Origin of the sequence: Mycetocola sp. CAN_C7, from assembly GCF_015752285.1 — a bacterium.
Taxonomy (GTDB): domain Bacteria; phylum Actinomycetota; class Actinomycetes; order Actinomycetales; family Microbacteriaceae; genus Mycetocola_A.
On record NZ_JADOUY010000011.1, the window covers coordinates 1 to 14,867 of the forward strand.

16 protein-coding genes and 1 rRNA gene are annotated in these 14,867 nt (G+C 65.7%); 16 read left to right on the forward strand and 1 reads right to left on the reverse strand.

Going from position 1 to position 14,867, the window contains the following annotated elements; genetic code table 11:
• A 5S ribosomal RNA gene (gene rrf / locus IWX78_RS15890) occupies positions 1–87 on the forward strand; the annotation flags it as partial.
• 203 nt (positions 88–290) lie between these two features.
• On the opposite strand, the gene IWX78_RS15895 is transcribed toward rrf, so the two are convergent.
• Positions 291–1,064 (reverse strand): hypothetical protein, encoded by a 774-nt coding sequence (locus IWX78_RS15895; RefSeq protein WP_196834616.1) that lies wholly within the window; start codon positions 1,062–1,064, stop codon positions 291–293.
• Here IWX78_RS15895 and IWX78_RS15900 point away from each other — a divergent pair.
• From IWX78_RS15900 to cmk, 15 genes are all read left to right on the forward strand, one after another.
• On the forward strand, positions 1,059–1,922 hold the full coding sequence (locus IWX78_RS15900) for a hypothetical protein (protein ID WP_334684807.1): 864 nt from the start codon (positions 1,059–1,061) through the stop codon (positions 1,920–1,922). The genes IWX78_RS15895 and IWX78_RS15900 overlap by 6 nt on opposite strands.
• The gene (locus IWX78_RS15905; RefSeq protein WP_196834617.1) at positions 1,903–2,931 is read left to right on the forward strand and encodes an HAD-IIA family hydrolase; all 1,029 of its coding nucleotides are present in this window, start codon (positions 1,903–1,905) and stop codon (positions 2,929–2,931) included. Before IWX78_RS15900 ends, IWX78_RS15905 begins: the two co-directional genes overlap by 20 nt.
• Positions 2,932–2,952: 21 nt before the next feature.
• Positions 2,953–3,111, forward strand: coding sequence for a hypothetical protein (locus tag IWX78_RS15910; protein WP_196834649.1), 159 nt, complete (start codon positions 2,953–2,955; stop codon positions 3,109–3,111).
• Positions 3,108–3,944, forward strand: coding sequence for a TlyA family RNA methyltransferase (locus tag IWX78_RS15915; protein ID WP_196834618.1), 837 nt, complete (start codon positions 3,108–3,110; stop codon positions 3,942–3,944). Before IWX78_RS15910 ends, IWX78_RS15915 begins: the two co-directional genes overlap by 4 nt.
• Before the next feature lie 5 nt (positions 3,945–3,949).
• Positions 3,950–4,867 (forward strand): NAD kinase, encoded by a 918-nt coding sequence (locus IWX78_RS15920; protein ID WP_196834619.1) that lies wholly within the window; start codon positions 3,950–3,952, stop codon positions 4,865–4,867.
• Positions 4,860–6,581, forward strand: a complete 1,722-nt coding sequence (gene recN / locus IWX78_RS15925) for a DNA repair protein RecN (protein ID WP_196834620.1) — start codon at positions 4,860–4,862, stop codon at positions 6,579–6,581. The genes IWX78_RS15920 and recN overlap by 8 nt, the downstream gene beginning before the upstream one ends.
• Positions 6,582–6,611: 30 nt before the next feature.
• The gene (locus IWX78_RS15930; protein ID WP_442929263.1) at positions 6,612–8,276 is read left to right on the forward strand and encodes a CTP synthase; all 1,665 of its coding nucleotides are present in this window, start codon (positions 6,612–6,614) and stop codon (positions 8,274–8,276) included.
• Positions 8,269–8,907: an NUDIX domain-containing protein gene (locus tag IWX78_RS15935; RefSeq protein WP_196834621.1), complete on the forward strand. Its 639-nt coding sequence runs from the start codon at positions 8,269–8,271 to the stop codon at positions 8,905–8,907. The genes IWX78_RS15930 and IWX78_RS15935 overlap by 8 nt, the downstream gene beginning before the upstream one ends.
• A gap of 1 nt (position 8,908) precedes the next feature.
• Positions 8,909–9,814 carry a site-specific tyrosine recombinase XerD gene (gene xerD, locus IWX78_RS15940; RefSeq protein WP_196834622.1) on the forward strand — a complete coding sequence of 302 codons (906 nt, stop codon included), beginning with the start codon at positions 8,909–8,911 and terminating at the stop codon, positions 9,812–9,814.
• A 97-nt stretch (positions 9,815–9,911) separates the two neighbouring features.
• A complete protein-coding gene (locus IWX78_RS15945) occupies positions 9,912–10,796 on the forward strand; it encodes a ParA family protein (RefSeq protein ID WP_334684808.1) in 885 nt (294 codons plus the stop codon).
• Positions 10,780–11,628, forward strand: a complete 849-nt coding sequence (locus tag IWX78_RS15950) for a segregation and condensation protein A (protein WP_196834624.1) — start codon at positions 10,780–10,782, stop codon at positions 11,626–11,628. The genes IWX78_RS15945 and IWX78_RS15950 overlap by 17 nt, the downstream gene beginning before the upstream one ends.
• On the forward strand, positions 11,618–12,226 hold the full coding sequence (gene scpB / locus IWX78_RS15955; RefSeq protein ID WP_196834625.1) for an SMC-Scp complex subunit ScpB: 609 nt from the start codon (positions 11,618–11,620) through the stop codon (positions 12,224–12,226). The genes IWX78_RS15950 and scpB overlap by 11 nt, the downstream gene beginning before the upstream one ends.
• Positions 12,213–13,073, forward strand: a complete 861-nt coding sequence (locus IWX78_RS15960) for a pseudouridine synthase (protein ID WP_196834626.1) — start codon at positions 12,213–12,215, stop codon at positions 13,071–13,073. The genes scpB and IWX78_RS15960 overlap by 14 nt, the downstream gene beginning before the upstream one ends.
• Before the next feature lie 10 nt (positions 13,074–13,083).
• Positions 13,084–14,190 carry a prephenate dehydrogenase gene (locus IWX78_RS15965; RefSeq protein ID WP_334684810.1) on the forward strand — a complete coding sequence of 369 codons (1,107 nt, stop codon included), beginning with the start codon at positions 13,084–13,086 and terminating at the stop codon, positions 14,188–14,190.
• Positions 14,191–14,862 carry a (d)CMP kinase gene (gene cmk, locus IWX78_RS15970; RefSeq protein ID WP_196834627.1) on the forward strand — a complete coding sequence of 224 codons (672 nt, stop codon included), beginning with the start codon at positions 14,191–14,193 and terminating at the stop codon, positions 14,860–14,862.
• Positions 14,863–14,867 lie beyond the last annotated feature (5 nt).

Sequence of the window (14,867 nt, forward strand, 5' to 3'; positions counted from 1 at the left end):
GGTCACATTCCGAACCCGGAAGCTAAGACTCTTTGCGCCGATGGTACTGCAGGGGGGACCCTGTGGGAGAGTAGGACACCGCCGGACTTAACTTAGTAAAATGGCCACCCAGTGCGGGTGGCCATTTTGCGTTTAACACGCCGCGTCTCAGCCGCGAGTATTTCAACACAATAGGGAGTAACCAGATGTCGGATTCTGCGAACGATCGGGAGAAACGTCCGGATCGCAGCTCGAACGACCGCCAGTCAGGCGCGCCGAAGCGCTCCGCTGGCGGATCCGGCAGCGGTTATTCAGGCGGACGGTCGCCTGGCCGCGACTCTGCTCCGCGTGGAGACAAGCCCCGATACGGTGGTCGTGACGACAAGCCTCGTGGTGAGCGTCCGGCGTATGGTGACAAGCCTCGTGGTGAGCGTCCGGCGTATGGCGACAAGCCGCGCACTGGAGATCGGAACGCCTCTGGCGGCCGACCACGCGACGCTGCCGGCCGCGACGACAAGCCTCGCGGCGACCGCCCGGCGTACGGCGACAAACCGCGCTATGGTGACAAGCCTCGTGGTGAGCGTCCTGCTTATGGTGACAAGCCTCGTGGTGAGCGTCCTGCTTATGGTGACAAGCCTCGTGGTGAGCGTCCCGCTTATGGTGACAAGCCTCGTGGTGAGCGTCCTGCCTATGGTGACAAGCCTCGTGGTGAGCGTCCCGCGTACGGCGACAAGCCTCGTGGTGAGCGTCCTGCCTATGGTGACAAGCCTCGTGGTGAGCGTCCCGCGTACGGCGACAAGCCTCGTGGCGACCGCCCGGCGTACGGCGACAAACCGCGCTATGGTGACAAGCCTCGTGGTGAGCGTCCGGCATACGGTGACAAGCCTCGATTCGGCGCCGGCCGCGATGACAAGCCGCGCACCGGTGACCGCTCGGGCAGTGATCGCCCGCGTAGCGACCGCCCTCGCTCTGACCGGCCGATGCGAGACGGTGACAAGCTCTGGACACGCGACGGCGCTCCAGCCCGCGGGGATCGCGACGCGCCTCGATACGAAGAAGAGGTCACAGAAGAGCAGCGGATGCAACGCGAACTCCGGATGGTCCGTGCAGAGCACGACGATCCGGACATTCCGCTCTCGGTGACGGCGAACGACCTCGACCGGGTCGCCCGCAACGAGCTGAAGACTCTCACGACCGACAACGCTGAGCGTGTGGCAAGGCACCTGGCGATGGCGGCCATGCTCATCGATGAGGACCCCGCACTCGCACACCAGCACGCACTGTCTGCTGCTCGTCGTGCCGGCCGCATCGGGGTCGTTCGTGAGACGCTCGCGATCACCGCGTACGAGATCGGCGACTATGCCCTCGCTCTCCGTGAACTGCGCACGCACCGTCGCATCACCGGCTCCAACGACCAGCTGCCGCTCATGGTCGACAGCGAAAGGGGAGTGGGGCGCCCCGAGCGTGCGCTCGAGCTCGGTCGCACAGTCGACCGAGCGACCCTGGCTCCCGCGGTGCGGGTGGCTCTGTCGATCGCTATGTCAGGGGCACGGCTCGACCTGGGCCAGCCTGACCTCGCGCTTGCAGAGCTCCAGGTGCCTGAGCTCAATCCTCAGCGTGCATTCGAGTGGAGTCCTGAGCTCTTCGCGGCTGAGGCCGAAGTGCTCGAGGAACTCGGACGAGCCGATGAGGCTGCTGTCTGGCGCAAGCGATCCGATGTCGCCACGGCGGCGCTGGCCGAGCGCTCCGGTGAGAATGAAGCCGAGACCATCGAAGTCTTCGAGATCCTCGAGATCGACGACGACGACGAGGCAACCGACGAAGACGACGAGGCAACCGACGACGTCGGCGACCTGGCCACGGACGATCGAGGTGCGGGCGATCCTGATGCTGTCGACCTGCCCGACGACAAGGAACCCCTCGATGGCGCTGCTGAAGAATAGGAAAAGTAGGGTGAGGACGCCGCTCGACGGTGTCGACGTGCTCCTGGCCGACCTCGACGGTGTCGTCTACGCCGGCGCCCATGCGATCCCCCACGCCATCGAGAGCCTCAACCGCGCGGCGGAGAGCATCCGTGTCGGCTACATCACGAACAACGCTTCGAGAACCGATGCCTCCGTAGCCACCCATCTCACCGAGCTGGGACTCACTGTCGCGCCGAACGAGGTGGTCACGAGCCCACAGGCTGCAGTGCGTCTCCTCGGCGATCACGTTCCCGCCGGATCCACCGTGCTCGTGGTCGGTGGAGAAGGGCTCGTCAACGAACTCGCCAAGGGTGGGTACTCGGTGACGCGGTCGGCTGACGACAATCCCGCTGCCGTGTTGCAGGGCTTCGCCCCCGAGGTCGGCTGGGCCCAGCTCGCCGAGGCCTCGTATGCGCTTCATCCGCGAGCGGACGGTTCCGAGATCCCCTGGATCGCCACGAACACCGACTGGACGATCCCGCAGGCGCGCGGGATCGCACCCGGCAACGGCACGCTCGTCTCTGCGGTGCACACTGCTGTCGGCCGGCTGGCGACCGTCGCAGGCAAGCCGGAGACGCCGATCTTCGAGGAGGCCACCGCGCGATTCGACGCGACGGCACCACTGTTCATCGGAGACCGACTCGACACCGACATCCTGGGCGCCAACCGTGCGGGCATGGACTCGGTGCTCGTTCTGACCGGTATCGACAAGGCCAAGCATGTACTCGCCGCCGACAAGTTCTCGCGACCCACGTATATCGTCGACGACCTGCGCCAGTTGCACGAACCGTACCCTGAGACGCGGATGTCACGGAACGGCAGCGAGGCGTCGGTCGGGAGTGCCGTTGTCCGGATCGACGGCAACGACGTCGTCATCGTGCGCGAGGGCACGAGCCCGATCGACCTGTTGCGTGCAGGCTGCGCAGCCATCTGGTCGTCCGGCCGTGCAATCTACGGCTTCAACGTGCCGGAGCGACTCTATTCCTGAGCGCGCGGGTAGCCTAGGGACGTGAGCGAAGAGATGCAGGAAACCGACGACGCCCTGATGTCCCAGCTGCGCCTGGTCGAAGATCAGCCGCTCGCAGAACGGGCACGGGCCTACGTGCAGCTACACGAAGAACTCCAGGGCCGGCTCGAGGGCGGCGACGCGGCCGCGTCGCGCTCGTGAGCGAATCTGAGACCAGCGGCCCACAGCGCCTCGACGCCGCCCTCGTCAGCCGGGGGCTGGCGCGGTCACGCACCCTCGCCGCCCGCATCATCGCCGATGGTCTGGTCACCGTCGACGGCCGTGCCGTCGTCAAAGCGTCGCTGAAGGTCCGCGACAACCAGACCGTTCTTGTCGCCGGTGCCGACCATTACGTCAGCCGCGGCGCACACAAACTCCTGGCAGCGTTGGAGGCGTTCCCGGTCGACCCGGCCGGTCGCGTCGCCCTCGACGCCGGAGCGTCGACCGGCGGCTTCAGCCAGGTCCTGCTCGAGCGCGGAGCAACACGCGTCATCGCACTCGACGTCGGGCATGGGCAGCTCTCGGCAGTGGTGGCCGATGACCCGCGCGTTGCCGTCGTCGAGGGATTCAACGTGCGCGATCTGACCCGCGACAGTCTCGCGGGAGCATCCGGGGTGTCAGACACACCTGACCTCGTCGTCGGCGACCTGTCGTTCATCTCTCTGACCCACGTGCTCGAACCTCTGCGCCGGTCGGTGGCCGCAGACAGCGACTTCGTGCTGCTCATCAAACCGCAGTTCGAGGTCGGCCGCGGAGGGATCCGTGAGGGAATCGTCCGGAACGCCGCACTGCGTGCAGACGCCATCGCCACGGTGCTCTGGCACGCCTGGGACCTCGGGCTCGGTACGGCAGGGCTCATCCCGTCGCCCATCGTCGGCGGTCACGGAAACCACGAATACGTTGTGTGGTTGCGTCCTGTGAGCGCTTCCCCCGACGGCGTCGCCGCCAATCCGACAGAATGGATGCAGAGAATCACCGAGATGGCTGGAGCGTGACCGGAATGAACCCAGAGGCACGCAACATCCTCGTTGTGTCGCACACCGGGCGAGCGGATTCGGTCGACGCCGCCGCGGAGGTCATCTCCCAGCTGCTCGACGCCGGAGCCGTTCCCGTATTGCAGCGCAACGAACGCGATGAGATCAGCGCGGCAGGAGTCGAGCTCGACAACGTCGCGATCCTGCACGAGACCGTCGATCCGGCCGACCTCGAACTCGTCATTGTCCTCGGGGGAGACGGCACCATCCTGCGAGCTGCCGAGTTCGTCCGCGGGTTCTCGGCCCCGCTGCTCGGCGTCAACCTCGGTCACGTCGGATTCCTGGCCGAGAGCGAACGCGACGACCTCGCCGACGCGGTGCGCCGCGTCATCGCCCGCGACTACTTCGTCGAAGAGCGCATGACCCTGTCTGTACGGGTCAAGCGCGGCACCGATGTCGTGTACGAAACCTGGGCGCTCAACGAGGCAGCCGTCGAGAAAGCCAGCCGCGAACGGCTGCTCGAGGTCGTCATCGAGGTCGACGGCCGTCCGCTGTCGAGTTTCGGATGCGACGGCGTCGTCGTGTCGACACCGACCGGATCGACGGCGTACGCATTCTCCGGCGGCGGACCAGTCGTCTGGCCGACGGTCGAAGCCATCACGCTCGTCCCGCTCAGCGCCCACGCCTTGTTCGCCCGACCTCTCGTCGTCGGCCCGGACTCGTCGCTCGCCATCGAAATCCTCAAACGCACCAACGCCACCGGTGTGCTCTGGTGCGACGGCAGGCGGACCCACGAACTCGAGCCAGGCGCGCGCGTGGTCGTGCGACGGTCGTCCGTTCCCGTCAGACTCGCCCGCTTGCACGAGAGCCCGTTCACCGACCGGCTCGTGAAGAAATTCCACCTGCCCGTCTCCGGGTGGAGGGGACCGGCAGCTCTTGATTGAGGAAATCGGCATCCGTGACCTCGGCGTCATCGCAGAGGCAACTCTTCCGCTCGGCGCTGGATTCACCGCCATCACCGGCGAGACCGGCGCAGGCAAGACGATGGTCGTCACAGCACTCGGCCTGCTGCTCGGCGGTCGCGCTGACTCCGGAGTCATTCGCCAGGGCAACGAACAGACGAGCGTCGACGGGCGCTGGATCGTGCCGGTGGACGGCGCCGTCGCCGACCGCGTGCGCGAGGCCGGGGGAGACGTCGATCCGTTCGGCGAGAATGCAGAGCTCACGCTCGGTCGCTCTGTGCTCGCCTCAGGTCGCAGCAGGGCGCAGGTCGGCGGACGCAGCGCGCCTGTCGGCGTGCTCAGCGAACTCGGCGAACAGCTCGTCGTCGTTCACGGCCAGTCCGAACAGGTGCGCCTCAGATCTCAGGCCGCTCAGCGTGACGCGCTGGACCGCTTTGCGGGCGACGAACTCGCCAGTCTCCTTGCCGACTACCGCTCTGCGTTCACCCGGTACCTGGCCAATGCAGCAGAACGTGACACCCTCATCGATGAGCGTGATCGCCGGGTAGCCGAAGCCGATGATCTTCGCCTCACCATCGCCGAGATCGACACCGTCGCCCCGCAACCCGGCGAAGACGAAGAACTCGCAACGCGCGCTGAACGCCTGACCAACGTCGAAGACCTGCGCATCGCCGCCTTCTTCGCCCGCGAAGCGCTGTCGGCCGAAGAGCCGGACGCCGCAGACGTGGTCGGCCTGCTGGATGCCGCCCGCAGGCAGCTCGAACGGGTCGCCTCCCACGATGCAGAACTCGGTGCCCTGGGCGAGCAGATCGCGAACACGAGCTATGCGGTGTCGGAGATCGCCCTCGAACTCTCCAGCTACCTCGCCGGTCTCGACACCGACGGGGCAGGGGAGCTCGAGATCCTGCAGAACCGTCGCGCCGAACTCGGCGTTCTGATGCGCAAGTACGGCCCGGGCATCGACGAGGTTCTCGCCACGCATGAGACAGGAAACGCCCGGCTTCTCGAACTCGACGGCGATTCCGACCGGATCGATGAACTCACCACGGTTGTGGAACAGGATGCCGCACTCGTCGAGGAGCTCGCCGTTCGCCTCAGCGAGACGCGCCGCGCAGCGGCCGTACGCCTCAGCGCTGCCGTCTCCGACGAGCTCACCGCCCTCGCCATGCCCGACGCCACAGTCGTCATCGACGTCACCGACCAACCCGAACTCGGCCAGCACGGGCGTGATCAGATCGTCTTTCTGCTGCAGCCGCACCCCGGCGCCGAACCGCGCGCGATCTCGAAGGGAGCATCAGGCGGTGAACTGTCGCGTGTCATGCTCGCCATCGAAGTCGTCATCGCCAAAACCGACCCCGTTCCGACCTTCGTCTTCGACGAGGTGGATGCCGGAGTCGGCGGTTCAGCCGCGATCGAAATCGGTCGCAGGCTCGCGCGACTCGCCGAGACCGCGCAGGTCATCGTCGTCACCCACCTGGCCCAGGTCGCGGCATTCGCAACCAACCATCTCGCCGTCGTGAAGTCCAGTGACGGCACCGTCACGGCATCCAGTGTGCGCCAGTTGACGGGGAACGACCGGGTCGCAGAAATGGCTCGACTGCTCTCCGGGCTCGCCGACAGCGACTCCGGTCTCGCTCACGCCGAAGAGCTGCTTTCGCTCGCACGGTCAGACCGCTCTTCTCAGGTGATAGGATAAAAGCCCGTGGTGAACATTACAGACGCGGACATTTCAAACGACACGACCAAACACATTTTTGTGACCGGTGGTGTCGTTTCTTCTTTGGGCAAGGGACTCACGGCGGCCAGCCTGGGTAACCTCCTCACGGCTCGGGGACTGCGTGTTGTCATGCAGAAACTCGACCCATACCTCAACGTCGATCCTGGAACGATGAACCCGTTCCAGCACGGTGAAGTCTTCGTCACAGACGACGGCGCCGAGACCGACCTCGACATCGGTCACTACGAGCGGTTCCTCGACACCAATCTGAGCCAGGCGGCCAACGTCACGACCGGCCAGATCTACTCGACGGTCATCGCGAAGGAGCGGCGCGGCGAGTACCTCGGTGACACGGTCCAGGTCATCCCGCACATCACCGATGAGATCAAGCGTCGGATGCGGTTGCAGGCGTCGAACGACCCGAAGCCAGACGTGATCATCACCGAGGTGGGCGGAACGGTCGGCGACATCGAATCGCAGCCGTTCATCGAAGCGGCCCGCCAGGTTCGACACGAACTCGGCCGCAAGAACGTATTCTTCGTTCACGTCTCACTCGTGCCGTACATGAACGCCTCGGGCGAGCAGAAGACCAAGCCGACCCAGCACTCGGTTGCGGCCCTGCGGTCGATCGGTATCCAGCCGGATGCCCTCGTACTTCGCAGCGACCGCCCCGTCTCCGAGGGAAACAAACGCAAGATCGCGCTCATGTGTGACGTCGATGAGGCCGCGGTGGTCAACGCCGTCGACGTGCCGAGCATCTACGACATCCCCACCATGCTCCACGACCAGGGCCTCGACGCCTACATCATCGACCTGCTCGGCCTCGAAGCCGGCGAGGTCGACTGGACGGCGTGGTCACCGGTGCTCAAAGCAGTGCACGAGCCCAAGCACGAGGTCACCATCGGACTCGTCGGCAAGTACATCGATCTCCCCGACGCCTACCTCTCGGTCACCGAAGCCCTCCGCGCCGGTGGATTCGCCCACGAGACCAAGGTCAAGCTGCAGTGGATCCCCTCAGACGAGTGCGAGACCCACGACGGCGCCGCCAAGGTGCTGGGCGAGCTCGACGGAATCTGTGTGCCAGGAGGATTCGGCATCCGGGGCATCGAGGGCAAGCTCGGTGCGCTGAAGTTTGCTCGAGACAATAACCTCCCGACGCTTGGCCTCTGCCTGGGTCTGCAGTGCATGGTGATCGAATACGCCAGGAACGAAGCCGGCCTCGCCGGTGCGAGCTCATCCGAGTTCGACCCTGACACCGAGTTCCCCGTGATCGCGACCATGGCCGAGCAAGTGGAGATCATCGCCGGGGGAGATCTCGGCGGAACGATGCGCCTCGGCCTCTACCCCGCTGTTCTCGGCGAAGGATCGATCGCGGCCGAGTTGTACGGCTCCACCGAGATCTCCGAGCGCCACCGTCACCGCTACGAGGTGAACAACCGGTACCGGCAGCAGATCGCCGAGGCCGGCCTCGTCTTCTCCGGTACGAGCCCTGACGGTCAACTCGTCGAGTTCGTCGAACTCGACCGTGCTGAGCACCCGTTCTACGTTGGAACGCAGGCCCACCCCGAACTCCGGTCGCGCCCGAACAACGCCCACCCGCTCTTCCGTGGCCTCATCGGCGCAGCGCTCGAACGCAAGCAGGCGAGTCTGCTGTTCGACGTGAACAATGACTGAGGCGGCCCTCGAAGACACCGTCGTCGACGTTGAGATCCGCTCGAGCGAGCGGGTCTTCGACGGCATGGTCTGGGGTATCCGTCGTGACGTCTTCGACTACAACGGTGAAGAAATCACCCGCGAGTACGTCGACCACACCGGAGCCGTCGCCGTTTTCGCGCTCGACGACGACGACCGGGTGCTCCTCATCAAGCAATACCGGCACCCTGTCAGGCGACGGGAGTGGGAGATTCCGGCCGGACTCCTCGACATCATCGACGAAGACCCGCTCGTCGCAGCCCAGCGCGAGCTGGCAGAAGAAGCCGACATCCGTGCGACCGACTGGGCGGTGCTCGGCGAGTTCTACACGACCCCAGGCGGCAGCGACGAGGCCATCAGGATCTACCTCGCTCGCGGTCTCTCGGCAGCCGACGAGGTCTTCGAACGCACGGCGGAAGAAGCAGACATGGAAGTGCGGTGGGTGGCACTCGATGACCTCGTCGACGCCGTCCTCGACCGCAGACTGCAGAACCCGTCGCTCGTCATCGCCACGCTCGCCGCACACGCGGGCAAGGCTCGCAACTGGTCGACGTTGGCGGCTGCGGATGCTCCATGGCCGCGACACCCGAAACTCGGAAACCTGCACGACTGACATGCCGCTTTCGCGCAACCTCGACTCGTATCTTCGACACGTTTCGATCGAACGCGGGCTCGCGGCGAACACAGTCACCGCATACCGAAGGGACCTCGACGGCTACGTCGAGTGGCTGACGTCTCGTGGGGTGAGCGCGATCGCCGACGTCACCCAGCAGCACGTCTCCGAATACATCCGGGAACTCGGCAGCCGCGAGGAGAGCCCGCTCACCGCATCGTCGCTCGCACGCGTGCTTTCTTCGGTGCGTGGATTGCACCGGTTCCTCCTCGAGGAAGGAGAGGTCGACGCCGACGTTGCCCGCGACGTCAAGCCGCCGAAGCTGCCGAGCCGGTTGCCGAAGGCCCTCAGCATCGACCAGGTGACCGCGCTTCTGGATGCCACCTCCGGCGACGACATCCAGGCTCTCCGCGACCGTGCGCTGCTCGAGTTGCTCTACGCAACAGGAGCCCGCGTGACCGAGGCCGTGTCGCTCAACGTCGACGACGTCTTCGACGAAGACATCGTCCGGCTCCGCGGCAAGGGCAACAAAGAGCGCATCGTGCCGCTCGGCCGGTTCGCCCGCGAAGCACTCGACGCCTACCTCGTGCGGTCACGGCCGGTGTTTTCGGTACGGGGAGCAGCGACACCCGCGCTGTTCGTCGGCATCCGTGGTCAGAGGGTGTCGCGCCAGAACGCGTGGCTCATCATCCGCTCGGCCGCCGAGCGCGCCGGGCTCTCTGCCCACGTGTCACCGCACACCCTGCGGCACTCCTTCGCGACCCACTTGCTGCAGGGCGGCGCAGATGTGAGGGTCGTGCAGGAACTGCTCGGGCACTCGTCGGTGGCGACCACACAGATCTACACGATGGTGACGGCGGACACCCTGCGCGACATGTACACGACCGCACACCCGCGAGCCCGCTAGAACCCCGCCCGCGTGGCCGCACGGCTTCTCGAAAGCGCCCCGTTAGAATCAGGAGCTAACAACGATGAGGGACGCGACGGGAGTGAGGACGAACCTGGTGGCCACAAAAAATGAAGAGCTCTTCTCGGTGGAGACATCCATCGAAAAAAAGGGCCCGACCGGTCGCACGCTTCGTGAGTTCCCCGACCCCGCTCCGCTGAAGAGCCACGGTCCAGCACGAATCATCTCGCTCTGCAACCAGAAGGGCGGCGTCGGCAAGACGACGACGACCATCAGCCTCGGAGCAGCCCTCGCCGACTACGGCCGCCGCGTTCTCTGCATCGACTTCGACCCCCAGGGTGCGCTCTCCGCCGGCCTCGGCGTCAACACCCACGACGCGCTGACGATCTACGACCTGCTGCTGTCGAACGAGCACGAACCGTCTGAAGCCATCCAGCACACGTCCGTCGACGGCCTCGACATCATTCCGGCCAACATCGACCTGTCTGCCGCCGAGGTCCACCTCGTCAACGAGGTCGCCCGTGAGCAGATCCTCGCCCGGGTGCTTCGCAAGATCGGCAACGACTACGACGTCGTCCTCATCGACTGCCAGCCGTCGCTCGGGCTCCTCACCGTCAACGCGCTCACCGCCAGCCACGGTGTCCTCATCCCCCTCGAGTGTGAGTTCTTCGCCCTCCGCGGAGTTGCCCTGCTCATCGAGACCATCGAAAAGGTGAAGGACAGGCTCAACCCGGCGATCGAACTCGACGGCATCCTCGCCACGATGTTCGACTCGCGCACCCTGCACTCCCGTGAAGTGCTCGAGCGCGTGGTGGATGCATTCGGCGACGACGTTCTCGAAACCGTCATCGGTCGAACGGTGAAGTTCCCGGATGCCAGCGTCGCCGGCACTCCGATCACCGAGTTCGCTCCCGAGCATGCGTCGGCCAAGGCCTACCGCCAGCTCGCGCGGGAGCTGGTAGCCCGTGGCGCTGTCGCCTGATGCCCCGCACGCCGTAGCAGGCTCAGTCAGGCAGGACGCTCCGACCGCGGCCACCGGCTTTCAGGTGGCCCTCAGCAATTTCGAGGGACCATTCGACCTGCTGCTGTCACTCATCGGCAAGCATGAGCTCGACATCACCGAGATCTCGCTCTCACGGGTGACCAACGAGTTCATCGCGTATCTCTCCGGTCTCGACACCGCGGCTGAGCTCGACCAGGCCAGCGAGTTCCTCGTCGTCGCGGCGACACTTCTCGACCTCAAGGTCGCCGGGTTGCTGCCACAGGGCGAACTCGTGGACGCTGAAGACGTCGCCCTCCTGGAAGCGCGCGACCTGCTCTTCGCCCGGCTCCTGCAGTATCGGGCGTTCAAGGAGGCATCCGCCTGGTTCGCCGGCCACCTCGACGACGAAGCAAGCAGGCATCCGCGGTCCGTGCGCATCGAAGAGAAATTCCGTGCCCGCACACCGGAGCTCGTCTGGACTCATACGCTCGACGACTTCGCCGCCCTCGCGCTCCTCGCCCTCACTCCCCGTGAAATCCCCGTCGTCGACCTCGACCACCTGCATGCGCCGCTCATCAGCATCCGCGAGCAGGCGGCGCACGTGGTCGCGTTGCTCACGTCCGGCGAACCGAAGACGTTCCGGCAGCTCATCGCCGGCGCCGACCAGAAGGGTGTCGTGATCGCGCGCTTCCTGGCCGTGCTCGAGCTCTACCGGCACGCAGCGATCAGCTTCGAGCAACTCGAACCGCTCGGTGAGCTCACGTTACGCTGGAGCGCCGAGAACTGGTCAGAGGACAACCTCGCCAATCTGGGAGCAGACTATGACAATTGACACCGACCCTCTCGCTACGGATGCCGACGCGCCCCGTTCTGCGCCGGTCGACCTCGAGCGCGCGATCGAAGCCATCCTGATGATCGCAGACGAGCCACAGAGCCTTGTCAGCCTCGCTACGGCGCTGCGCCGCCCGGTCAAGGCCGTGCACGAAGCCATCGACCGCCTCGTCGCCGACTACGACGGCGTCGATGGCACTGTGGTGCGCGGCTTCGAGCTGCGCGAGGTCGGCGGAGGATGGCGCTTCTATGTGCGCGCCGACTACGACGAGGCCGTCGCTGACTTCGTCACCTCGGAGAACCCGAGCCGACTCTCTCAGGCCGCGCTCGAAACGCTCGCAGTGATCGCATACAAGCAGCCGATCACCCGCAGCTCGATCGCCGCGATCCGCGCCGTCAATGTCGACTCGGTCGTGCGCACCCTGGCCGGACGCGGCCTCATCACCGAACTGTTCACCGACAGCGAGACCGGCGCGATCAACTACGGCACCACCCCGCTCATGCTGCAGCAGCTCGGCATCAACTCACTCGACGAACTACCCCCGATCTCCCCGCTTCTCGCCGACGGCTCCGAAGGATTCGACAATGACTTCCGATAACACGTCCGACCCCGGACAGCCTGTTCACGATCCGTTCAACCCCGAAGGAGTGCGCCTGCAAAAAGTGCTCGCCGCCGCGGGTGTGGCGTCACGACGGGTGTCTGAGCAGTACATCACCGAAGGTCGGGTGCGCGTCAACGGCAAGGTCGTCACAGAACTCGGCCGCCGAATCGACCCGGAGACCGACCAGGTCGAGGTCAACGGCACAGCCGTGCAACTCGACACCACCAAACGTTACGTCGTGCTCAACAAGCCGGTCGGTGTCGTCAGCACGATGAGTGATGAACGCGGCCGCCCTGATCTCACGCAGTTCACGAAGGACTACGAGGAACGGCTCTTCAACGTCGGCCGCCTCGATGCCGAGACCAGTGGGCTGCTCATCCTCACCAACGACGGGGACCTCGCGCATGTGCTCGCGCACCCGTCGTTCGGTGTGACCAAGACCTACATCGCCAAGGTGAACGGCAAGGTGACGGCGCAGACCATTCAGAAGCTCAGCCGCGGCGTCGAACTCGACGACGGTGTCATCGTCGCAGACAAGGCCAGGCTTCTCGACGGGCGTACGGCCCCGAACGGTGACGAGTCGAGCATCGTCGAGATCACCCTGCACTCCGGCAAGAACCGCATAGTCCGGCGGATGCTCGCTGCCGTCGGTCACCCGGTGCAGGAGCTCGTTCGTCGACAGTTCGGTCCCGTGAACCTCGGCACCCTCCGGGCCGGCCACACCCGCGACCTGACTAAGGTGGAACTCGGCGAGCTGCTGACCATCTCACGGCACACGCAGCAGGAGCTCGACACGGAGTCCGCCGAGAACGACGCCGCAAGCGCTCCCGAGACCACCGAGTAGGACCAGCCCTGTGAATATCCCCGATCGCCGCGTGAACACCGGGCGCATCACCGGCCAGGTCCGCATCGTCGGAGCCGGACTCCTCGGCGCGAGCATCGGGCTCGCTCTCACCGAACAGGGCGTCGACGTCTCGCTCGCGGATGCCTCCCCGGCCCAGCTTCGGCTCGCCATCGACTACGGCGCAGGGCGCGCCGAGCGTGAAGATGACACCCCGAGCGTGGTCGTCGTCAGCGTGCCGCCGGATGTCACGGCATCCGTCATCGAAGCTGAACTCGCCCGATTCCCCGACGCCGTCGTCACCGACGTGGCGAGCGTCAAACTCGAGCCGTTCCGTGCGTTGACCGAGCGCGGCGTCGACCTCACCCGCTACATCGGTTCTCACCCGCTCGCCGGTCGCGAACGCGGGGGAGCGATTTCGGCCAGGGTCGACCTGTTTCTCGGCCGCCCCTGGGTGATCTGCCGTGATGATGAGACACCCGCCGAAGCACTCGCCCTCATCGAGGATCTGGCGCTCGACCTGGGCGCATCACCGATTGAGATGACTCCTGAGGAACACGATCGTTCCGTCGGCCTCGTCTCCCATGTTCCCCAGCTCGTCGCGAGTCTCCTGGCCAAACAGCTCGTCAGTGCGCCGGATGCCGCGGTGCGGCTCACCGGGCAGGGTCTGCGTGACACCACACGGATCGCGTCGAGCGCTCCCGAGCTCTGGGTGCAGATCCTCGGCTCGAACGCGGGCCCGGTCGTCGAGGTGCTCGACGCCATCGCGACCGACCTCGCGACGATCACCGACGCTCTCCGCCGACCGGATGCACCGGGGTCGCGACGGATCCTCGCCGACGCCATCTCGGCAGGCAACGCCGGCGTCGCCCGACTGCCAGGCAAGCACGGCCAGGACCGCCGATACGCCTCCATCGTCGTCTTGATCGACGACAAACCCGGCCAGCTCGGACTACTTCTCACCGAACTCGGTGACATCGGGGTCAACATGGAAGACCTGCGGCTCGAGCACTCCCCGGGTGCTCAGATCGGCCTCGCCGAGATCGCCGTGCTTCCCGAAGTCCAGCAACGCACCATCGACGATCTCGAGGCGCGCGGCTGGCGGATTGCGAGCATCTGAATGAGGACGAAGACAGTGGTGGCCGTCGATGGCCCGGCCGGTAGCGGAAAGTCGAGCGTCTCCAGGGCGGCAGCCAGGCGGCTCGGCTTCGACTACCTCGACACCGGGGCTGCCTACCGCGCCCTGTCGTGGTACGTGCTCGACGCCGGAATCGACACGACGGATGCCGCAGCGGTGATCCGCGCCCTGCCCGCGTTCGACTACACGATCGGCACAGACCCCGACGGGTACCACGTCAGGGTCGGCGACACCGACGTGACTGACAGCATCCGCGAGTCGCGTGTGTCTGCCGTTGTCAGCAACATCGCTCGCGTGCCCGAGGTGCGCGCACACGTCACCGGGCTGTTCCGCGGCATCATCGCAGACTCCGCCTCACCGGGGATCGTGGTCGAAGGCCGCGACATCACGACCGTCGTCGCCCCTGACGCCACAGCACGCATTCTGCTCACAGCAACGGAAGAGGCTAGAATGTCTAGACGCTCTGCAGAACTTGCATCCGAATCGGCTTCGGAGGTTGCGAGTGCGTTGCAGAAACGTGATCGCGCAGATTCGCGCGTCGTCGACTTCATGACCGCCGCACCTGGCGTCACCACCGTCGATTCCACCACGCTGAACTTTGACGAGACCGTCGACGCCGTGCTCGATGTGATCCGTACTTCGCAGAAAACCTAGATCGA